Raw genomic sequence first — 20,233 nt, forward strand, 5'->3', positions numbered from 1 at the left:
GGTTTCAATTCCTATCCTGATGTCGGGCCGGGCGGCTGTCAAATCAAGCCTTGCTCCGACTTGATTCAAGTGCATCCATCACAAGCAATTCAATGGTTTGCCCTGGGCCGACCCTGTAAAGACGTGCCATGCTGACAAGAGTTCCCCTGCGTGCGGCGATTGGCGTCGCGACAACCCTGCTTGCGTCGTCGTTGGCCATCGTAGCACGCGCCGATGACGCTTCGCCGTGGCAGCGCGACGGACATTCCGCGGTGCGGCTGTTGGCGGGATCGCGCAGCGGCGCGGTCCTGCTTGGCGGTATCGCGTTCCAGCTCCAGCCCGGCTGGAAGACCTACTGGCGCACACCCGGCGATTCCGGCGTTCCACCGCGGTTCGACTTCTCGAAGTCCGAGAATGTCGAGGCGGTGACGATCATGTGGCCGGCGCCGCTGAAATTCGACGACGGCGCGGGCGGCCATTCGATCGGCTACCACAACCAGATCGTGCTGCCCTTGCGCATCGTCGCCAAGGCGGCCGACAAGCCCGTGACCTTGCGCGCCGAGATCAATTACGCGGTCTGCGAGAAGCTCTGCATTCCGGTCGAGGCCAGCGCCGAGCTCGGCTTCAACAGCGTCGCCTCGACCGAGGATGCGAACTTGCGGGCCGCGCTCGACACCGTGCCCAAGCCCGCCAATATCGGCGACCCCAATCCGCTTACCATCCGCGACGCCAAGCGTGACGGGCCCAAGAATGTGGTGGTCGACGTGGTGACGCCGGACAGCCGCAACGTCAATCTGTTCGTGGAAGGGCCGACGCCCGATTGGGCGCTGCCGATTCCGGCGCCGGTGCCGCACGGCCCGCCTGGGGTGACGCGGTTTTCTTTCGAGCTCGACGGGCTGCCGCCGGGCGCCAAGCCGGATGGTGCGGCGCTGAAGTTCACGCTGGTCGGACCGGAGAAGGCGTACGAGTTCAATACGAATCTGGAGTGAGCCGACGCTCTCGCTCGTGGCGACAGTCCGGGCGGCAACGGGTGAGTTGCTCGGCTCGCGCTCCACATTCAGCTGTCGTCCCGGACAAGCGCAGCGCCAGTCCGGGACGACAGCTGAGAGTGGGGCAATAGCGTCTTCACCCAACCGAATCTTAACGAATGGTTGCTAGTTCCCAGGCATGCCGCAGCTTGCGGCACGCCTGGGGACTGTTCGACGTGGCCGTGATGGACGCACAACCCGCAACGACCGCATCGGCCGGACTGATCGCGCGGCTGCGGGCCAAGCTGACGGGCGGATCGAGCGAGGCGTCGCTGACGCGGCGGCTCGCCGGCACCATCTTTATCATCCGCGTGATCAGCGCGGGTCTCGCCTATGTCTCGCAGGTTCTGCTTGCGCGCTGGATGGGCACGTCCGACTACGGCATCTATGTCTATGTCTGGACCTGGGTGCTGCTGCTCGGCAGCATGATGGATTTCGGCATCTCCGCCTCGGCGCAAAAGATCATCCCGGAGTACCGCACCAGCGGCGAGCAAGCGCTGCTGCGCGGCTTTCTCTCCGGCAGCCGTTGGCTGACCTTTGCCGTCTCCTCGCTGGCCTCGCTCGCGCTTGCCGGCATCGTCAAGCTGCTGTCGCCCTGGATCGATCCGGCCGAGGAGCTGCCGCTCTATATCGGCTGCATGACGCTTCCTGCTTTCGTCGTCGCCAACACTCAGGACGGCATCGCGCGCTCGCATGACTGGATGCAGCTCGGATTGATGCCGCAATTCATCATCCGCCAGGCGCTGATCATCGGCCTCACGGCCGCGGCCTTCCTGCTTGGCTATCATCTCGGCGCGGTCGCCGCGATGGTCGCGAGCGCAGGTGCAGTGTGGATCGCGATGACCGGGCAGATGCTGGCGCTCAACCGCAAGCTCGCCGATCACATCGGGCCGGGCCCCAAGGCCTACGACATCAGGGGCTGGCTCGCCATCTCACTACCGATCCTGCTGGTCGAGAGCTTCTACATGCTCTTGTCCTACACCGACGTGCTGGTGCTGCAGCAATTCCGCCCCTCGGACGAGGTCGGCGTCTATTTCGCTGTCGTGAAGACGCTGGCGCTGGTCTCGTTCATCCACTACGCGATGTCGGCCACGACGGCGCATCGATTTGCGGAGTACAATGCGCTCGGAGACAAGGCGCGCCTCTCGGCCTATGTGGCGCATGCCATCAACTGGACGTTCTGGCCGTCGCTGGCCGCGACCATCGTGCTGCTGGCGCTCGGCAAGCCGCTGTTGTGGCTGTTCGGGCCGCAATTCGTGGTCGGCTACGACATCATGTTCGTCGCCGCGATCGGGCTCGTGGTGCGCTCCGCGATCGGGCCGGTGGAGCGCCTGCTCAACATGCTCGGGCAGCAGAAGATCTGCGCGCTGGCCTATGCACTGGCCTTCGTGATGAACCTCGTGCTCTGCATTGCGCTGGTGCCGCGCTATGGCGGCCACGGCGCCGCGGCCGCAACCTCGATCTCGCTCAGCTTCGAGACGGTGCTGTTGTTCTGGATCGTGCGACAGCGGCTCGGCCTGCACGTGCTGGCGTTCGGCCGCCGCACGGCTTAGCCGTCGCGCCTTCAGCCGCTCTGAAATGCGACGACCGCGGCATCCGCCACCAGCAGCGCGTCGAGCATCTTACGGCCTGACGTATCCGCCTGCATCAGTGGGTCGGACTTGAACATCGCCTTGAGATAGCTCGAGACGGCCCGGATGCGCGGCACGAACTGGAGGTCGCTGTGGACGTTGATCCAGACCTCGCGCGTCGTTGACATCCTCCCATGCAACACTGGAACCAGATCGCTGCGGCCAGCCACCGCAAAGCTCGGCAGCAGCACCAGGCCGATGCCGCCGGCCGCGGCGTTCATCTGCGCGATCATGCTGTTGGAGTGAAAGCTGACCGGAGGATTGCGGATGATGTCGTCGAGCCAGCGCACCGAGTCTAGCTGGATCAAATCGTCGATATAGGTGACGAAGCTGTGGCGCGCGAGGTCCGCGGGCCGTTCGGGCATGCCCTCGCGTGCGAGATAACCTTGTGAACCGTAGAGGGCGAGCTGAAAGCTCCCGAGCCGCTCGGACACCATGCCCTGTCCCGGCGGACGGAAGAAGCTCAGGAAGAGATCGGCCTCACGGCGATTGACCGAGACCGCCTGCGGGGAGGTCAGGAGCTCGACGGTGAGATCGGGATAGCGTTGCCGCAGCGGTGCGAAGCGGAATGCGAGATAGAGCGAGGCGATACCTTCCATTGTCGCGAGCCGGACGCGGCCCGCCATCCGGCTGCCGCCGCGCTGCACGTCCTGATGCATCGCTATGACGGCGCTCTCGATCCGCTCGGCGTGACAGCGCAGGCGCTCGCCGGCTTCGTTGACACGCAACCCCTGCGGTGAACGCTCGAACAACGTCGCGCCGAGCGCGCATTCGAGATGCGCGATCCGCCGGCTGATGGTGGATTGGTCGACCCGCAGACGCTTCGCCGCGCTGCCCAGGCTGCCGCCGCGGGCCGCGTGAAGGAATATCTTGAGGTCGTCCCAGTCGAGTGAGTTGAACTCCTGCATGCCCGACCAGACAGCAAGCGTTGTGCCAGCGACGTACGGTGGGACGGATTGCCGCCCCCTGCAAGCCGTCTTGCAGGATTGTCTGTATCGGGGCCCCGGGGACCCCACTAGCCTGTCCTGAACCAAGGACAAAGCCATGCTTCCTCGCTTCAAGGCCGCCGCGGTCCATGCCGCGCCAGTGTTTCTCGACCGCTCGGCGACCACAAAGAAGGCAATCTCGCTCATCCGTGAGGCAGCCGCCGCCGGCGCCGAGATCGTGGCATTCTCCGAGACGTTCATTCCCGCATTCCCGGTATGGGCTGCGCTCTGGGCTCCGATCGATAATCACGACCTGTTCGTCCGCATGGCGGATCAGTCTGTGCTGGTCGACGGCCCCGAGATCAAGGCGATCCGCGACGAAGCGCGCGCGCTCGGCGTCGTGGTGTCGATCGGCATCAGCGAGAAGTCGCCCGCGAGCGTCGGCTGCATCTGGAATACCAACCTCTTGATCGGCGAGGACGGCGAGATCCTCAACCACCACCGCAAGCTGGTGCCGACCTTCTACGAGAAGCTGATCTGGAGCGGCGGCGACGGCGCGGGCCTGCGCGTCGTCGACACCAGGCTCGGCAAGATCGGGCAACTGATCTGCGGCGAGAACACCAACCCGTTGGCACGCTATTCGCTGATGGCGCAGGGTGAGCAGCTTCATATTTCGAGCTGGCCGCCGGTTTGGCCGACTCGCCGGCCGGCCGGTGGCGGCAATTACCACATCGCAGCAGCGACCCGGATCCGGGCGAGCGCGCATTGCTTCGAAGCAAAGGTGTTCGGCCTCGTCACCGCGGGCGTGCTCGACAAGGCGGCGCGCGACATGCTGGTGGCGCGCGACGCCTCCGCTGCCGCCGTGCTCGACGCGACACCGCGCGCGGAAACCTTCTTCCTCGATCCGACCGGCGAGCAGATCGGCGAGGCGCTGCGCGACGAGGAAGGCATCCTCTACGCCGAGATCGACCTCAACCGCTGCGTCGAGCCCAAGCAGTTTCATGACGTGGTCGGCTACTACAACCGATTCGACATTTTCGACCTCAGCGTCAACCGCCGCCGGCTCAATCCCGTGTCCTTCACCGGAAGCGTGGCGTCCCAGCCGGACGCGGAGAGCGATCACATCGATGCCGGGTCGTGAGCCCGGCTCGTACCCAACCGCAATCCACCGGCCGATCCGGCGGTGATGAAACTTGGAAGGTGAGTCATGAAGCTCGATCGTCGTCAGATTCTGCTCGGAAGCGCCGGCGCCGCTGCCGGTCTCGTGCTTCCAGGTAGCGCCGCCTGGGCGCAGACGCCGGCCAGCATCGGCACCTTCCCGGACGGCGTCACCTCGGACTCGGTCTTCGTCGGACTGACCATTCCGCTCACCGGCGTTTTCTCCGGTGACGGCGGCGATCTCAAGCTTGGTTACGAGCTTGCGATCTCAGAGATCAACGCGGGCAGCGATGCCGCGAAGAAATGGGGCCTGCAAGGCAAGGGCGTGCTCGGCCGCCAGATCCGCTACAAGGTGTCTGACACCGAGGGCAAACCCAATCTCGACGTGCAGAGCGCCACGCAGTTCATCCAGCGCGACAAGGCGATCATGCTGGCAGGCTCGGTGTCGAGCGCCAGCGCGATCGCGCTGGAGGAATTGGGCTCGCGCGAAAAGGTGCTCTACATGGTGGGCATCGCCGGCTCCAACGACATTACCGGCAAGAACTGCCAGCGCTATGGCTTCCGCTCGCAGCAGAACGCCTACATGGCCGCCAAGGCGCTCGCGCCTGTCGTCGCCAAGGCGCTCGGCAAGAACATGAAGACCGCCTTCCTGGTGCCCGACTATACCTACGGCCACACCGTCTATGACAGCTTCGCGAAGTTCTCGAAGGAACAGGGCTGGCAGCAGGTCGCCAAGGAAGTGGTTCCGCTCGGCACCACCGACTATTCCTCGGCGCTTCTCAACATTGCCAACAGCGGTGCGGACGTGTTCGTCAACATCGCCTTCGGTTCCGACGCGGTCGCCTCGACCAAGCAGGCCGAGCAATTCGGCGTGCTCAAGAAGATGAAGCTGGTGGTGCCGAACCTGTCCTCGTTCCAGGACAAGGAGCTCGGCGCCGAAATCATGCAGGGCGTCTATGGCAGTTGCGACTTCTGGTGGACGCTGTCGGACCGCTATCCGCTCGCGAAGGGCTTCGTCGACGCCTTCGTCGCGAAGAACAAATATCACCCGCGCTGGGGCGCCCATATCGGCTACATGCAGACCTATCTCTGGGCGCTGACGGTCGAGCGGGTGAAGAGCTTCAATCCGGTCGAGGTCATCAAAGCGATGGAGGCCTCGAAGGAGCAGCCCTACGAGACCACGATCGGCAAGGTCTATTTCCGCGCCGAGGATCACCAGATGGTGCGTCCGATACCGGTCCTGCGCGGCAAGGCGCCGGCGGAGATGAAGGGGCCCGAGGACTATTACGAGATCGTCGACGTCGCCGAAGGCGAGAGCGTGATGAATCCGCCGGACCTGTTCGGCTGCAAGCTCGGCCCCTATACCTGAGCCGCCCAGATGCCAAGCTGGCCCGCCCTCGCCTCGCAGGCCTTCAACGGCCTCGCCCTCGGTTCGCTGCTGGCGCTCGTCAGCAGCGGCCTGACCATCATCCTGGGCACGCTCGGTGTCCTGAACTTCGCCCACGGCGCGTTGTTCGCCGTGGGCGCCTATGCCGCCTTCGTCATGCTGCAATACACCCAGTCGTTCCTGCTCGCGATTGCGGTCGGCTGCGGCTTCATGCTGGTGCTCGGCTTTCTGCTCGAGCGCCTGATCATCCGCTTCTTTTACGGCCGGCCGCATGAAGACCAGATCCTCGTCACCTACGGCATCGGCATCGTGCTCGTGGAGTGCGTGCGCGCCGTCTTCGGCGGCAACGCGCAGCGCGTGCCGACGCCGTCATGGGGACAGGGCGCAACGCAGCTCGGCTTCCTGATCTATCCGACCTACCGCCTCCAGCTCATCGCCATCATCGCAACGCTGCTGGTCGGCCTCTATCTCGTTCTCTACCGCACGTCGATGGGTCTCGTGGTTCGCGCCGGAATCGAGAACCCCGGCATGGTCGGCATCCTCGGCATCAATCTGCGGCGCACCTTCCTCCTGGTGTTCGCGATCGGCGTCGTCGCAGTCGGCCTCGCCGGAATGCTTTATGCTCCGGTCGTCGCGGTGACACCGGACATGGGCGCGAATTTCATGGCGCAGTCCTTCGTCGTGATCGTGCTCGGCGGCCTCGGCTCGTTCCCGGGCGCCGTGGTCGGCGGGTTGATCGCCGGCGAGATCGTCAGCCTCACCAGCGCATTCAACTCCTCCTATTCGGAAGTGATGCTCTACGCGCTGATGGCGCTGCTCCTGGTGTTGCGCCCGCAGGGCCTGTTCGGCTCGGAAGGACGGGTATGAACAAGTCGCGATCGAACGCGCTTCGGAGCCACATTCCGGAGCTCGCGATTCTTGCCGCGCTGATTGCGGCACCGGTGGTGCTGCCGCATCTCGGCTTTTCCATCGACCTGCTGACGCGGGTGCTGAACTGGGGACTGATCGGGCTCGGCTTCGACATATTGTTTGGCCTCGCCGGCCTCCTGTCATTCGGCCAGGCCGCGTTCTACGGCGTCGGCGGCTTCGTCACGGCGTATCTGCTGGTTTCCGGCACCCTGAGCAGCGTGTGGCTGGCGCTCGCCGCCGGCACAATATCGGCCGGCGCATTCGGGCTCGTCGTCGGCTGGCTCGCGGTGCGCCGCATCGGCATCTACTTCACGATGATCACGCTGGCGTTCGGCCAGATGGCCTATTTCATCGAGAACTCGCCGCTGTCGCACTACACGGGTGGCGAAAACGGCATTCCCGGCGTGCCGGTGCCCGTGCTCGGCTTCGGCGAGCATGCCATCCGCATCGGCGCAGGCCTGCCGATGTACGTGCTGTTCGCGGTGATTTTCTTCGGCGGCTACGTGCTGGCACGCCGCATCGTCCGCTCTCCCGTGGGCGCGATCCTGCTCGCGATCAAGGAGAACACCGCGCGCGTCGCAATGCTCGGCCATAACGTGCCGGCCTACAAGCTCGCAGCCTTCGTCATCGCCGCGCTCTATGCGGGACTCGCCGGCGGCCTGCTCGGCTCGTTCCAGAGCTACATGCCGCCGGATGCATTCTCGCTGGAGACGTCCGGCCAGCTCGTGGTCCAGACCATCGTCGGCGGCGCCAACACCCTGATCGGACCGCTGGTCGGCGCCGCGGTCTGGCTGTGGCTGCGCGACAATCTCCAGCTCATTCCCGGCCTCACCACGCTATGGAAGCTGGTGCTCGGCATCGCCTTCATCGTCCTGGTCGTCGGCCTGCGCCGCGGCATCTGCGGCGAGATCATCCATTGGTGGACCGAACGCCGAACTCTCGCCGCGCGGCAGGCCGCAGAGGCCGTGACCGAGGCGATCGAGGCCGGCGTCGCGGTGAAAACTGCATCGAGCAGGGGACGCGACACCGCCCTGCCATTGCCGTCACCCGCCACCGGCGACAGCGACATTGCCCTGGAAGCCTGCGCGCTGGCGCGGAACTATGGCGGGCTGAAGGCGGTTGACGGCGTCTCGTTCAAGGTGCGCTGCGGCTCCATTCATGCCGTGATCGGCCCGAACGGCGCCGGCAAGAGCACGCTGTTCAAGATGCTGCTGGACGAGGTCAGCCCGACCTCGGGTCATGTGCTGTTGTTCGGATCGCAAGTGACCGGCCACGGGGTCAGCCGGACCGCGCAGTTCGGCATCGCCAAGTCCAACCAGTTGAACCAGCTCTTTCCGAATCTCTCGGTGCGGAAGAATTTGCGCATCGCCGCCTTGGCGCGCTGCCGCGGACCGCTGCGGATCGACCTGCTGCGAACGGCCGACAGCCTGCCGGAGGTGGAGGCACAGATCGACGCGATCATGGCGCTGCTCGATCTTGCAGCGCGCGCCGACACACCGGCGCACGTCCTCGCCTACGGCGAGAAGCGGCGGCTCGAGATCGGCATGGCGTTTGCGACGAGCCCGAAGGTGCTGTTGCTCGATGAGCCCCTCGCCGGCATGAGCCCGTCGGAACGCGCCGCGACCTGCGCACTGATCCGCGACATCGCCCGGACCTGCACCATCGTCATCGTCGAGCACGACCTCGACGCAATCTTCGGCCTCGCCGAGCGCATCACCGTGCTCTACGAAGGCCGCCTGCTCGCCGACGGCACGGCGGACGAGATCCGCGGCAACCAGCAGGTTCAGGACGCTTACCTCGGAGGGCTTCACGCGCATGAGCCTGCTTGAAGTCGACCGCATCAACACGCTTTACGGCGATTCCCACGTCCTGTTCGACCTCTCGATCCGGGTGGAGGAGGGCGAGGTCGTGGCGCTGCTCGGTCGCAACGGTGCCGGCAAGACCACGACGCTGCGCTCGATCATGGGTGTGCTCGCCCCGAGGAGTGGCGAGATCCGGCTCGATGGCAAGCCGATCAGCGGTCTCGCTCCATCCGCCATCGCCAACATGGGCGTGCAGCTTGTCCCTGAGGAGCGCGCGATCTTCGGCGGCCTGACGGTGGAGGAGAACCTGCGCATCGCGGCCTTGACCGCGCCGAACGCGTGGTCGTTCGAGCGCATCTACGGTGTGTTTCCGCGCCTGAAGGAACGACGCAAGTCTCTCGGACGAACGCTGTCGGGCGGCGAGCAGCAGATGCTCTCGATCGCCCGCGCGCTGATCCGCGACGCCCGCATCATCCTGCTCGACGAGCCGTTCGAGGGACTGGCGCCGCTGATCGTGCGCGATCTCGTCAACGTTGCCGCAGGTCTCGCCCGTGAGGGACGCACTATGATCGTGGTCGAGCAGAACGTCGCCGCAGCGCTGAGCTTCGCCACCCGCGTCTACGGCCTCAACAACGGCCACGTGGTGTTCGAGGGCACCTCCGCCGAGCTTACCGCCAACCCTGACCTGGCGCGGGATTTCCTCGGCGTCGGCGCGTGAGCACTGCGAACGGCTGTTTCGCGATAGGGCACCGATTTGGGCGAAACGACTGTCTGTCGCCGCGCCGCGGAAAGATTTTTCTTATTTAATCCAACGACTTGCTCGTCAGGGAAAGTTTATTCTACGTCGTATTGCCCACCCGACGAGATCAACCTAAGATTCCCTTGATATGTTCGATCCACTCTACGTCGCCTCCGGATTCGCTGTCGGCCTGCTTGTCGGCATGACCGGCGTCGGCGGCGGTTCGTTGATGACGCCGCTGCTGATCCTGTTGTTCGGCGTCCACCCCTCCACCGCGGTCGGCACCGACCTGCTCTATGCCGCTGCCACCAAGACCGGCGGCAGTGTGGTGCATGGCTGGTCGCGGAGCGTGCACTGGCCGGCGGTGCTGCGGCTCGCTTGCGGCAGCATTCCGGCAAGCGCGCTGACGCTGTTCGTGCTGTGGAAGCTTGATCTCAAGAGCGATGCGGAGCGCGGCCTCGTCAATGTCGTGCTGTGCTTCGCGCTCCTGCTGACCGCGACCTCGCTGATCTTCCGCAAGGCAATCATGGAGCGCTATCGCCATCGCCTCGAACAGGTCGACGCGCGCACCACGGCGGTTGCGACCGTCGTCACGGGCGTCGTGCTCGGCGTGCTCGTCTCGATCTCGTCGGTCGGCGCCGGTGCGGTCGGTGTGACGGTGCTGCTGCTGCTCTATCCGCGCCTGCCGATGGCGTCCATCGTCGGCTCCGACATCGCCCATGCCGTGCCGCTGACGCTGGTTGCCGGGATCGGCCACTGGGCGCTTGGCGATGTCGACTGGGCGCTGATGGGCGTGCTTCTGATGGGTTCGCTGCCCGGCATCATCGTGGGCAGCTACAGCGCAACGCGCGTGCCCGAGACGGTGCTGCGGCTGACGCTTGCCAGCGTGCTGTTCGTGGTCGCCGGCAAGATCATGTTTGCCGAGCTGAACTTGTCGTCGGCATTCGTGACGGCGCTGGCCTGGACGCATTAGGCCAGAGACCGCGCCGCACTCTCACTGTCATCGCCCGGCTTGAACCGGGCGATCCAGTGCTCCGAGAAAGCCGTGATCGCCTCGATAGGCCGCGGCGTACTGGATGCCCCGATCAAGCGGGGGCACGACAGCGGACCAGCAGAAACGACGCGGAATTACTCTGCCGTCCAGCCGCCGTCGATCGAGAGATTGGTGCCGGTGATCTGGGCTGCGTCGTCGCCGCACAGGAACAGCGCGAGCGCTGCGACCTGCTCGGAGGTGACGAACTCCTTGGTCGGCTGCGCGTCGAGCAGCACGTCGTTGATGACCTGCTCGCGCGTCAGGTTGCGCGCCTTCATCGTGTCGGGGATCTGCTTCTCGACGAGCGGCGTCCAGACATAGCCCGGGCTGATACAGTTGCAGGTGATCTTGTGGGTCGCGACTTCCAGCGCCACGGTCTTGGTGAGACCGGCGATGCCGTGCTTGGCCGAGACGTAGGCCGACTTGAAGGGCGAGGCGACCAGCGAATGCGCGGACGCCGTGTTGATGATGCGGCCCCAGCCCTTCTTCTTCATGCCGGGAACGGCGGCACGGATGGCGTGAAAGGCCGAGGACAGGTTGATCGCGATGATCTGGTCCCACTTCTCCGGCGGAAACTCCTCGATCGGCGAGACGAACTGGATGCCGGCATTGTTGACGAGGATGTCGACCGACCCGAACGTCTTCTCGCCGAGCGCGATCATGCCGGCGATCTCGGCGGGCTTGGTCATGTCGGCAGGCGAGTAGATCGCCTTGACCTTGAAGTCGGACTCGATCTTGGCGCGTTCCTTCTCGATGTCTTCCGGTGAGCCGAAGCCGTTGATGACGACATTGGCGCCGGCGGCGGCGAAGGCGCGCGCATAGGCGAGCCCGATGCCGCTGGTCGACCCGGTCACGACGGCGTTCTTGCCTGACAGACTACCCATTCTATTCGCTCCTTTTTGCCGGGGGCGCGGTGACGTCCCCCGTGAGATCGTAGGTCACCATGGTCTCGCCGGACTGGGGCCGCTCGAGCCAGTCCCTGTGGCGCATCGACAGATGCACGTCGCGCACGCCGGCCTCCCAATGCTCGACCATGCCGACATGCGAGAAGTCGTAATCTTTTGACGAGGATTCGTAGTTCTTGCTGCGGTAGATCAGATGCACCACCGTAACGGTGCTTTCGCGCGACACCTTCGCCAGGAATTCGACGGAAGGATCGTTCTTGAGATAGTCCGGCAATTTGCCGATCAGGTCGCGCACGGCCCGGCGCGCGTTGTGCAGCTGCTTGTTCTTGTCGGTGTTCATCCGCGTGCGGCTGGAATAGCGGATGTCCTTCTCGCGCTCGGCTGCCTCCAGCAGCGAGTTCGGCAGGTCGCCGCGCGCGGAAAACAGATCAACCTGGAAGATCAGCATGTCGCGTTCGACCTCGGCATCGAGCACGTAGTCGAGCGGGGTGTTGGAAGCAATGCCGCCGTCCCAATAGTGCTCGCCGTCGATCATCACGGAGGGAAAGCCGGGCGGCAGCGCGCCGGAGGCCATGATGTGCTCGGGGCCGATCGTCTTGCCGAGCTTCTTGAACTCGTAATTGTCGAAATACTTGAAGTTGCCCGAGGTGACGCCGACCGCGCCGACCGACAGGCGCGTCTTCAGGTCGTTGATGCGGTCGAAATCGACGAGACGCTCCAGCGTCTTCTTGAGCGGCGAGGTATCGTAATAGCTTTCCGCTTCGGGATGCCCCGGCGGCCAGAGCGGCGCCGGGGGAATGCGCGGCGTGAAGAAGCCGGGCACGCCGAAGGTCGCAATCAGCGCAGCACTGGTGGAATTGAACAGCTCGCGGCTGTGGTCGCTCTTGCCGATCGGCTTCCACGGTACCGGCGCCGAGACCATCTCCCAGAACTCCTTGAGCCGCTTGACGCGCGTCTGGCCCTCATTGCCGGCAATGATGGCAGCGTTGACCGCACCGATGGAGATGCCGGCCACCCATTCCGGCTCGAAGCCGTAGCCGCACAGCGCCTGATAGGCCCCGGCCTGATAGGAGCCGAGCGCGCCGCCGCCCTGGAGGACCAGGACGCGTTGCGCGTTCGTGGGGATCGTTGTGATTTCCGGACTATGATCGGTCATAAGGGAACAATAGCAAAAGGCTGGCCACCGTGGCGACACTCCACCGCGGCGTCAATGCGTCCCGAGATCAAGTCTGGCTTATCGAGGCTCCGTCGAGGCCAAGATCATGGTCCAAAACACCTTGTATTTGGTGCCGGGAGCATAGCTCGCCGCGATGCCCAATTTTGTGACACCGCCCTTGAGCATGTTGGCGCGGTGAGGAGGCGAGTCGCGCCAGCCGGAAAACGCTTCCGCCAGCGTATGATAGCCGGCCGAGATGTTCTCGACTGCCACGGTCGCGGGATAACCGCCGGCGGCGAGACGCTTGGCCAGCGGCGCGCGGACGTCGTGGTCCATCTTGTTCGCGGCCGCCATCGCGCCCGACTGGGACTCGGCGAGCCGCATCAGGTCGGGATCGATCACGACGGTGCCGAGCCCGTTGTTCTGGCGGTATTGCGAGATCATCACCGCAGCCGCCTGCGCATCGAGCTTGGAGCCCGGAACCGCCATGTCGGTGTACATGGATGGCTGCTGGACCGGTGCTTCGTTGCCGGCACAGCCGGCGAGCAGCAAAGTGATGAGAATTGCGGCCGCAGCGCGCATGAATCGAGGCCCCCAAATGAGGGGGCGTTGTTGCATATCAACCGTGGCTGAAAGGTGAATTTTGAAGAAAATCAACGCAAGTCGTTCCGGGACGACATGTATCAGCGAATCCGGAATCTCGCTGCATAACCTCGAGATTCCGGGTTCGCGCTGACGCGCGCCCCGGAATGACGGGTGTTCAACCCGCAAATATCCGGTAGCGGCGGGGCTCCAGTCCGATCGTGTCGCCGGCGCGAAGTTCCTTGTCGCGGGGGGCATCGATCTCGATGGTCTGGCCGCCCGAGAGCACGACCTCGGCGCGCTGTACGGGGCCGAAATTGCGGACATGCCGGACCGCGCCCTCGAAGGCGCCGCTGCCGGGCGGGCCTACCAGCATGTCATGTCGCCGCACGAACAGTTTTGACGCGCCAGGCGCAAGCCCGTCCGCCGTGAGCCGAAGCGGCCGGTCGGCGAGCCTGACAGCACCGCCCTCGACCTGGACCGGTAGCTCGATGGATTCACCGATGAAGCCATGGACAAACGCGCTCGCCGGGCTCTCGTAGACGTCGTCGGGCGTGCCGATCTGCTCGATCCTGCCCTTGTCCATCACCACGACGCGGTTGGCGACTTCGAGCGCCTCCTCCTGGTCATGGGTGACGAAGATCGAGGTGACGTTGATCTCGTGATGCAGCGAGCGCAGCCATTTGCGCAGCTCCTTGCGGACCTTGGCATCGAGCGCGCCGAACGGCTCGTCGAGCAGCAGGATGCGCGGCTCGATCGCGAGCGCGCGGGCGAGCGCGATGCGCTGGCGTTGGCCGCCGGAGAGCTGGTTCGGATAGCGGTCGGCGAGCCAATCGAGTTGCACGAGATCGAGCAGTTCCTTGACCCGGGCGCGGATCGCGGCCTCGTCTTTCCGGACCGCGCGCGGCTGCACGCGCAGGCCGAAGGCGACGTTCTCGAACACCGTCATGTGGCGGAACAGCGCGTAGTGCTGGAACACGAAGCCGACATGCCGCTCGCGCGCGCCCTGCGCCAGCGCGTCCTCGCCATTGATGAAGACCTCGCCGGAATCGGGCCAGTCGAGCCCCGCGACGATCCGCAGCAGCGTGGTCTTGCCGGAACCGGACGGACCGAGCAGCGCCACCAACTCGCCGCTGTCGACCTTGAGATCGACGCCGTCGAGGGCTTTGAAGCTGCCGAACGTCTTGATGAGATTCCTGACTTCAATGGTCACTTGCGTCTTGTCCTTCGTCCAGATGGCGTTCGAGAACGGTCTTCACGATCAGCGTGATCAGCGCCAGCATTGCGAGCAGCGAGGCGATCGCGAAGGCGGCGACGAACTGGTACTCGTTATAGAGAATCTCGACCAGGAGCGGCATCGTGTTGGTTTCGCCGCGGATGTGTCCGGAGACGACTGAAACCGCGCCGAACTCGCCCATCGCGCGCGCATTGCAGAGCAGAACGCCGTAGAGCACGCCCCATTTGATGTTGGGCAGGGTGACGCGGAAGAAGGTCTGCAGGCCGGAGGCACCGAGCGAGATTGCGGCCTCCTCCTCCTGCGTGCCCTGCTCCTGCATCAGGGGGATCAGCGCGCGCGCCACGAACGGGAAGGTCACGAAGGTGGTGGCAAGCGCGATGCCGGGCACCGCGAACAGGATCTGGATGTCGTGGTCCTGCAGCCGGGTGCCGAAATAGCCCTGCGCACCGAACAGCAGCACGAAGACGAGGCCCGAGATCACCGGGCTCACCGAGAACGGCAGGTCGATCAGCGTGATCAGGAAGGTCTTGCCCGGGAAGTCAAACTTGGCGATGGCCCAGGCGGCGACAAGGCCGAACACCAGGTTGAGGCCGACGGAGATCGCGGCGACCAGCAGCGTCAGCCTGATCGCAGCCAGCGCCTCCGGCTCGGCCAGCGCGGCGAAATAGGCGGCGATTCCCTTCGAGAACGCATGCGCGAACACCACCACCAGCGGCAGCACGACGAAGATGGTGAGAAACGCGATCGCGAGCGTGATGATGGCAATGCGCACGGCCTTCGGCTCGGTGCGAAGACTGTCCCGCGCGAGGGCTTCACGTGCACGGGCCTTCTCGTCGGACGAGGTGACCGGGCCTGAATGGGCGATCTGCATCGTCATGATCCGCCCTCAGCGCACCGGGATCCGGCTCTGCGCCCAGCGCTGGAGCCGGTTGACGGCGAAGATGATGACGAAGGAGACGACGAGCATGACCACCGCGATGGCGGTCGCGTCGGCGTAGCGGAACTCCGAGAGACGGATCACGATCAGGAGCGGCGCGATCTCGGAGACGTTCGGCAGATTGCCGGCGATGAAAATCACGGAGCCGTATTCGCCGACCGCGCGGGCGAAGGCGAGCGCGAGGCCGGTGAGCAGCGCCGGCGCGAGCGACGGCAGGATCACACGGATGATGGTCTGCCAGCGGCTGGCGCCCAGGCTGCCCGCGGCCTCCTCGATCTCAGGATCGAGATCCTGGAGCACCGGCTGCACCGTGCGCACCACGAAGGGAATACCGATGAAGATCATCGCGACGAAGATGCCGAGCGGCGTGAACGCCACCTTGATGCCGAGCGCGGCGAGCGGAGCGCCCAGCCAACCCTTCTCGGCGAACAGCGCGGTCAGCGCCACGCCGGCGACAGCCGTGGGTAGCGCGAAGGGCACGTCGACGATCGCATCGAACAACCGCCGGCCCGGAAAGCGGTAGCGCACCAGCGCCCAGACGATGATGCTGCCCATGACGAGATTGACGCAGGCCGCCGCAAAGGCGAGGCCGAACGAGACGCGGAGCGCGTTCAGCGTGCGGCGGCTGGAGAGGATGTTCCAGAACTGCTCCGGACTGAGCTCGAGCGATTTCAGGAACAGGCCGGCGAGCGGAATCAGGATGATCACGGAGAGCCAGGTCAGCGTCAGTCCCATGGTGAGACCGAAGCCCGGCAATGTCCGGCGTCGTGCTGCAACTGCGCTCACCAGGCCCCCTGCAAAAGCCTCTTAAGACAGCGCCCGATCAGTTCTTGTAGATCTGATCAAAGACGCCGCCGTCGGCAAAATGTTCCCTCTGAGCCCTAGTCCAGCCGCCGAAAACGTCGTCGATCGTGAACAGCTCGACCTTGGCGAAGGCATTTTCGTACTTCTTGGCGATTTCGGCATCGCGCGGACGGTAGAAGTTGCGCGCGGCGATCTCCTGACCTTCCCTCGTGTACCAGTACTGGAGATAGGCATCCGCGACGTTGCGATTGCGCTTTCTGTCGGCGACCTTGTCGACGATCGCGACCGGCGGCTCGGCCAGGATCGATTGCGGCGGCGCCACGATCTCGAACTTGTTCGCGCCGAACTCCTTCAAAGCGAGGTGCGCCTCGTTCTCCCAGGCGAGCAACACGTCGCCGACGCCGCGCTCGACGAAGGTTACGGTGGCGCCGCGCGCGCCGGTATCGAGCACCGGGACCTGCTGGTACAACTTGCCGATGAAATCCTTGGCCTTGTCGGCCGAGCCGAACTTCTTCTGCGCAAAGCCCCAGGCTGCAAGATAATTCCAGCGCGCCCCGCCCGATGTCTTCGGGTTCGGCGTGATCACGGCGACGCCCGGCTTGATCAAATCGTCCCAGTCCTTGATGCCCTTGGGATTGCCCTTGCGCACCAGGAACACGATGGTCGAGGTATAGGGGGATGAATTCTGCGGCAGGCGCTTCTGCCAGTCCGCCGCGGTCAGTCCCTTGCTCGCGATCACGTCGATGTCATAGGCGAGCGCGAGCGTCACCACGTCGGCCTGCAATCCGTCGATCACCGCGCGCGCTTGCGAACCGCTGCCGCCATGCGACTGCTTGATCTCGATGCTCTTGCCGGTCTCCTTCTGATAGGCATTCGCGAATGCCCTGTTGAACTCGACATAGAGCTCACGTGTCGGATCGTACGATACGTTCAGTAAACTGATGTCAGCAGCGACAGCCGAGTTTGCCCAGAGGAGTCCTGCAGCGAGCGGAACGATACGGCGCATCATGTCCATCTCCATTCACCTCGACGACGCCGATGTCATCGATGGCAGGCATAACTCGGGGCGAAACACCCTTGAGTCAACGGAACCGGATTTTCTTGTTCGCAGCGTGGCAGCGCGACCGTGCTACGAAACCTTCATCGTGTGAATGCCGCATTCTGTCTTGGCGCGGCCCCGCCATCGGCCGGCGCGCGCGTCCTCGCCCTCGGCCGTTCTGCTGGTGCAAGGCATACAGCCAACCGACAGAAATCCTGACGCAACCAGAGGGTGCCGCGGCAATTTGGCACGGGTGAAGATCGTCTCGATCTCCTCGGGCGAGACGTTGGCGAAGGGATTGAACTTCAACCGCGCGCCGTCGTCCTCGACGACGGGAATATCGGCGCGCGCACTACCCTGGAAGCGCTTGCGGCCGTTGAGCCAAGCCGAGAACGGCTTCAGCGCCCGCGCCAGCGGCTCGACCTTTCGAATGCGGCAGCAGGCGTCGGGATCGGAGAACCAGAGGTCGCGGTCGGGATCGGCGCGCGAGAGCGTCTCCTCGGCCGGCTTGATCGACCGGACGTCCTTCAGACCGAGCTTTGCGATCAGCATATCGCGATAGGCCAGCGTCTCCTCGAACAGCCAGCCGGTGTCGAGAAAGATCACCGGAATCGCGGGATCGACGTCCGCCATGACCTTCAGCAGCGTCGCCGATTCCGTGCCGAAGGACGATACCAGCGCGAGCCTGTCGCGCCCGACCGTCTTCAGCGCCGCGGCGATGATCTCGGCGGGCGAGGCATCGCGCAAGCTCCGATCGAGCTCGTCCGCCGAAGGCAACGCAGAGACCGTCGAAATCTGAGGCGCGATCGCGTTCACGTGCCGACGCCTTCGGAATGGCGCAGCTGCATGCGCCGGTGCAGCGCCGTGATGCGGCCATCGCCGGTCGGCTGGTAGAACACCGAATAGCGCCTGGCCGTCTGCATGAAGGCTTCCGCGTCCGCCTGCTTCTTGACCTCGAAGGCATCGAAGCCGGCGCGCAGCATGAACACGAACTGGTCGCGCAGCACCTGGCCGGTGGCGCGCAACTCGCCGCGGTAATTGTAACGTTCTCGCAGCAGCCGTGCCTGGCTGTAGGCACGCCCGTCGCGGAAGGTCGGGAACACCAGCGTGACGGCCGCGATCCTGCCGAGATACGGCACGAGCTCGGCGATGTCGCGATTGTTCGGCCAGATCACGCCGACCTTGCCGGCGCGCTGGAGCAAGCCCTCGGCCTCGCCGAGGAAACGCTCGGCCGGCACGAGAATGTCGCCGCGCTCGGGCAGCGGCGTATCGACGGCGAGCTTGACGAAGCCGTCGTCGACGATCTTTCCGCCGTTAACGAGTGGCATAGACGCGCTCCTTGAAGGGTTCGACGCCGAGGCGCTTCACCGTGTCCATGAACAGCTCCTCGGGCCGCTCACGCAGCGCCAGATAGGCTTCCACGATGTCCTCGACGACATCGGCGACCTCGTCGAACTTGACGCCCGGCCCGATCAGGGTCCCGAGCGCCGCGTTCTCGTCGGCGCGGCCGCCGATGGTGATCTGGTAGACTTCCTCGCCGTTCTTCTCGACGCCGAGAATGCCGATATGGCCGACATGGTGATGGCCGCAGGCATTGATGCAGCCGGAGATGTTGATGTGGAGCCGGCCGATCAGATTGGCGAGCTCGTGATTGGCGAAGCGCCGCGTCAGCTCCTGCGCGATCGGGATCGAGCGCGCATTCGCCAGCGAGCAATAATCGAGCCCGGGGCAGGCGATGATGTCGGTGATCAGATTGACGTTCGGCGTCGCGAGCCCGAGCCTGTCCAGCGCCTTCCACAGCGCCGGCAGGTCGCGCTTGGCGACATGCGGCAGCGCCAGGTTCTGCTCATGGCCGACGCGGATTTCGCCGAAGGAATATTTGTCGGCGAGGTCGGCCAGCGCGTCCATCTGCTCGGCCGTGGCATCGCCCGGAGGCCCGCCGGTCGGCTTCAGTGAGATCGTGACGATCGAATAGCCCTGCACCTTGTGCGGGGCCACCGAGTTCTTGCGCCACGCCTCGAAATCCGGATCGGCCGCGGCCTGGCGCAGCTCGTCGGGCATGTGCGGCAGCTTCTCGTAGGCGGGATAGGTGAAGCGCGAGCGGATGTCCTCGATCACCTCGTCGTCGATCTGGAGCGAGGAGTTGCGGATGTGCTGCCACTCCTCCTCGACCTCGCGGGAGAACTTCTCGATGCCGAGCTCGTGCACCAGGATCTTGATACGCGCCTTGTAGATGTTGTCGCGGCGGCCGTACTGGTTGTAGACGCGTAAGATAGCCTCGATGTAGCTGAGGATGTCGCGGCCGTGCACGAAGTGCTTGATGGTCTTGGCGATGAACGGCGTGCGGCCGAGACCGCCGCCGACCAGCACCTCGAAGCCGGTCTCGCCCTTCTCGTTCCTGATCAGCCGCAGGCCGATATCGTGGATCTTGATCGCGGCGCGGTCATGGTCCGACGCGGTGATCGCGATCTTGAACTTGCGCGGCAGGAACGAGAATTCCGGATGCAGCGTGGTATGCTGGCGGATCAGCTCCGACCAGATGCGCGGGTCCTCGATCTCGCCGGGCGCGACGCCGGCCCACTGGTCCGAGGTGACGTTGCGCATGTTGTTGCCGGAGGTCTGCATCGCATGGATGCCGACCTCGGCGAGATCAGCCAGCGCATCCGGCAGCTCGGCGAGCTTGATCCAGTTGAACTGGATGTTCTGCCGCGTGGTGAAATGGCCGTAGCCGCGGTCGTATTTGCGCGCGACATGGGCAAGCGCCCGCAGCTGGTTCGTCGCCAGCGTGCCGTAGGGGATCGCGACGCGGAACATGTAGGCGTGCAGTTGCAGATAGACGCCGTTCTGAAGCCGCAGGATCTTGAACTCGTCCTCGGTGAGCTCGCCGGAGAGGCGCCGCTTCACCTGGTCGCGGAACTCCGAGACGCGCTCGTTGACGAGCGTGCGGTCGATTTCGTCGTAAGCATACATAAGTGCGTGCC

At 64.8% G+C, this 20,233-nt stretch carries 19 protein-coding genes; 8 read left to right on the plus strand and 11 right to left on the minus strand.

Going from position 1 to position 20,233, the window contains the following annotated elements; all coding sequences use genetic code 11:
• Positions 1–128 precede the first annotated feature (128 nt).
• Positions 129–968 (plus strand): protein-disulfide reductase DsbD domain-containing protein, encoded by an 840-nt coding sequence (locus ACSHT2_RS16250; RefSeq protein WP_440642443.1) that lies wholly within the window; start codon positions 129–131, stop codon positions 966–968.
• Between the two features lie 215 nt (positions 969–1,183).
• Entirely contained in the window at positions 1,184–2,560 is a 1,377-nt protein-coding gene (locus tag ACSHT2_RS16255; RefSeq protein ID WP_440642852.1) for a flippase, read from the plus strand.
• Positions 2,561–2,571: 11 nt separating this feature from the next.
• Here the strand turns inward: ACSHT2_RS16255 and ACSHT2_RS16260 are convergent, their stop codons facing one another.
• The gene (locus ACSHT2_RS16260) at positions 2,572–3,546 is read right to left on the minus strand and encodes a LysR family transcriptional regulator (protein ID WP_440642444.1); all 975 of its coding nucleotides are present in this window, start codon (positions 3,544–3,546) and stop codon (positions 2,572–2,574) included.
• A gap of 136 nt (positions 3,547–3,682) precedes the next feature.
• On the opposite strand from ACSHT2_RS16260, the gene ACSHT2_RS16265 reads away from it, so the two are divergent.
• The 6 genes from ACSHT2_RS16265 to ACSHT2_RS16290 all read left to right on the plus strand — a co-directional run bounded on the left by ACSHT2_RS16265 (position 3,683) and on the right by ACSHT2_RS16290 (position 10,532).
• On the plus strand, positions 3,683–4,705 hold the full coding sequence (locus ACSHT2_RS16265; RefSeq protein WP_440642445.1) for a carbon-nitrogen hydrolase family protein: 1,023 nt from the start codon (positions 3,683–3,685) through the stop codon (positions 4,703–4,705).
• Positions 4,706–4,771: 66 nt separating this feature from the next.
• Positions 4,772–6,091, plus strand: coding sequence for a substrate-binding protein (locus tag ACSHT2_RS16270; RefSeq protein WP_440642446.1), 1,320 nt, complete (start codon positions 4,772–4,774; stop codon positions 6,089–6,091).
• A 9-nt stretch (positions 6,092–6,100) separates the two neighbouring features.
• Positions 6,101–6,976, plus strand: a complete 876-nt coding sequence (locus tag ACSHT2_RS16275; RefSeq protein WP_014439677.1) for a branched-chain amino acid ABC transporter permease — start codon at positions 6,101–6,103, stop codon at positions 6,974–6,976.
• Positions 6,973–8,847 carry a branched-chain amino acid ABC transporter ATP-binding protein/permease gene (locus ACSHT2_RS16280; RefSeq protein ID WP_440642447.1) on the plus strand — a complete coding sequence of 625 codons (1,875 nt, stop codon included), beginning with the start codon at positions 6,973–6,975 and terminating at the stop codon, positions 8,845–8,847. Before ACSHT2_RS16275 ends, ACSHT2_RS16280 begins: the two co-directional genes overlap by 4 nt.
• Positions 8,834–9,538: an ABC transporter ATP-binding protein gene (locus ACSHT2_RS16285; protein ID WP_194389927.1), complete on the plus strand. Its 705-nt coding sequence runs from the start codon at positions 8,834–8,836 to the stop codon at positions 9,536–9,538. The genes ACSHT2_RS16280 and ACSHT2_RS16285 overlap by 14 nt, the downstream gene beginning before the upstream one ends.
• Positions 9,539–9,707: 169 nt before the next feature.
• Positions 9,708–10,532: a sulfite exporter TauE/SafE family protein gene (locus ACSHT2_RS16290; protein WP_440642448.1), complete on the plus strand. Its 825-nt coding sequence runs from the start codon at positions 9,708–9,710 to the stop codon at positions 10,530–10,532.
• A 155-nt stretch (positions 10,533–10,687) separates the two neighbouring features.
• On the opposite strand, the gene ACSHT2_RS16295 is transcribed toward ACSHT2_RS16290, so the two are convergent.
• The 10 genes from ACSHT2_RS16295 to ACSHT2_RS16340 all read right to left on the minus strand — a co-directional run bounded on the left by ACSHT2_RS16295 (position 10,688) and on the right by ACSHT2_RS16340 (position 20,222).
• Positions 10,688–11,476 carry a 3-hydroxybutyrate dehydrogenase gene (locus tag ACSHT2_RS16295; RefSeq protein ID WP_440642449.1) on the minus strand — a complete coding sequence of 263 codons (789 nt, stop codon included), beginning with the start codon at positions 11,474–11,476 and terminating at the stop codon, positions 10,688–10,690.
• Position 11,477: 1 nt separating this feature from the next.
• Positions 11,478–12,653: a DUF3734 domain-containing protein gene (locus ACSHT2_RS16300; protein ID WP_440642450.1), complete on the minus strand. Its 1,176-nt coding sequence runs from the start codon at positions 12,651–12,653 to the stop codon at positions 11,478–11,480.
• A 78-nt stretch (positions 12,654–12,731) separates the two neighbouring features.
• On the minus strand, positions 12,732–13,235 hold the full coding sequence (locus ACSHT2_RS16305; RefSeq protein WP_131872080.1) for a CAP domain-containing protein: 504 nt from the start codon (positions 13,233–13,235) through the stop codon (positions 12,732–12,734).
• Between the two features lie 178 nt (positions 13,236–13,413).
• A complete protein-coding gene (locus ACSHT2_RS16310) occupies positions 13,414–14,448 on the minus strand; it encodes a sulfate/molybdate ABC transporter ATP-binding protein (protein WP_440642451.1) in 1,035 nt (344 codons plus the stop codon).
• Entirely contained in the window at positions 14,438–15,349 is a 912-nt protein-coding gene (cysW, locus tag ACSHT2_RS16315) for a sulfate ABC transporter permease subunit CysW (protein ID WP_440642452.1), read from the minus strand. The genes ACSHT2_RS16310 and cysW overlap by 11 nt, the downstream gene beginning before the upstream one ends.
• Before the next feature lie 9 nt (positions 15,350–15,358).
• Positions 15,359–16,195, minus strand: coding sequence for a sulfate ABC transporter permease subunit CysT (gene cysT, locus ACSHT2_RS16320; RefSeq protein ID WP_440642453.1), 837 nt, complete (start codon positions 16,193–16,195; stop codon positions 15,359–15,361).
• A gap of 37 nt (positions 16,196–16,232) precedes the next feature.
• Positions 16,233–17,234, minus strand: coding sequence for a sulfate ABC transporter substrate-binding protein (locus ACSHT2_RS16325; protein WP_440642454.1), 1,002 nt, complete (start codon positions 17,232–17,234; stop codon positions 16,233–16,235).
• A gap of 108 nt (positions 17,235–17,342) precedes the next feature.
• Positions 17,343–18,068, minus strand: a complete 726-nt coding sequence (locus tag ACSHT2_RS16330) for a phosphoadenylyl-sulfate reductase (protein ID WP_440642455.1) — start codon at positions 18,066–18,068, stop codon at positions 17,343–17,345.
• On the minus strand, positions 18,065–18,580 hold the full coding sequence (locus ACSHT2_RS16335) for a DUF934 domain-containing protein (RefSeq protein ID WP_271529756.1): 516 nt from the start codon (positions 18,578–18,580) through the stop codon (positions 18,065–18,067). The genes ACSHT2_RS16330 and ACSHT2_RS16335 overlap by 4 nt, the downstream gene beginning before the upstream one ends.
• The gene (locus ACSHT2_RS16340) at positions 18,567–20,222 is read right to left on the minus strand and encodes a nitrite/sulfite reductase (protein ID WP_440642456.1); all 1,656 of its coding nucleotides are present in this window, start codon (positions 20,220–20,222) and stop codon (positions 18,567–18,569) included. Before ACSHT2_RS16340 ends, ACSHT2_RS16335 begins: the two co-directional genes overlap by 14 nt.
• Between the last annotated feature and the right edge of the window lie 11 nt (positions 20,223–20,233).

This window comes from Bradyrhizobium sp. PUT101 (assembly GCF_052043945.1).
Lineage (GTDB): Bacteria > Pseudomonadota > Alphaproteobacteria > Rhizobiales > Xanthobacteraceae > Bradyrhizobium.

Coding starts and splice junctions, on each gene's coding strand:
- ACSHT2_RS16260 (WP_440642444.1), bottom strand. CDS start 3,546: ATGCAGGAGTTCAACTCACTCGACTGGGACGACCTCAAGATATTCCTT.
- ACSHT2_RS16340 (WP_440642456.1), bottom strand. CDS start 20,222: ATGTATGCTTACGACGAAATCGACCGCACGCTCGTCAACGAGCGCGTC.
- ACSHT2_RS16300 (WP_440642450.1), bottom strand. CDS start 12,653: ATGACCGATCATAGTCCGGAAATCACAACGATCCCCACGAACGCGCAA.
- ACSHT2_RS16335 (WP_271529756.1), bottom strand. CDS start 18,580: ATGCCACTCGTTAACGGCGGAAAGATCGTCGACGACGGCTTCGTCAAG.
- ACSHT2_RS16295 (WP_440642449.1), bottom strand. CDS start 11,476: ATGGGTAGTCTGTCAGGCAAGAACGCCGTCGTGACCGGGTCGACCAGC.
- ACSHT2_RS16280 (WP_440642447.1), top strand. CDS start 6,973: ATGAACAAGTCGCGATCGAACGCGCTTCGGAGCCACATTCCGGAGCTC.
- ACSHT2_RS16275 (WP_014439677.1), top strand. CDS start 6,101: ATGCCAAGCTGGCCCGCCCTCGCCTCGCAGGCCTTCAACGGCCTCGCC.
- ACSHT2_RS16290 (WP_440642448.1), top strand. CDS start 9,708: ATGTTCGATCCACTCTACGTCGCCTCCGGATTCGCTGTCGGCCTGCTT.
- ACSHT2_RS16270 (WP_440642446.1), top strand. CDS start 4,772: ATGAAGCTCGATCGTCGTCAGATTCTGCTCGGAAGCGCCGGCGCCGCT.
- ACSHT2_RS16325 (WP_440642454.1), bottom strand. CDS start 17,234: ATGGAGATGGACATGATGCGCCGTATCGTTCCGCTCGCTGCAGGACTC.
- ACSHT2_RS16305 (WP_131872080.1), bottom strand. CDS start 13,235: ATGCGCGCTGCGGCCGCAATTCTCATCACTTTGCTGCTCGCCGGCTGT.
- cysW (WP_440642452.1), bottom strand. CDS start 15,349: ATGACGATGCAGATCGCCCATTCAGGCCCGGTCACCTCGTCCGACGAG.
- ACSHT2_RS16265 (WP_440642445.1), top strand. CDS start 3,683: ATGCTTCCTCGCTTCAAGGCCGCCGCGGTCCATGCCGCGCCAGTGTTT.
- ACSHT2_RS16250 (WP_440642443.1), top strand. CDS start 129: ATGCTGACAAGAGTTCCCCTGCGTGCGGCGATTGGCGTCGCGACAACC.
- ACSHT2_RS16285 (WP_194389927.1), top strand. CDS start 8,834: ATGAGCCTGCTTGAAGTCGACCGCATCAACACGCTTTACGGCGATTCC.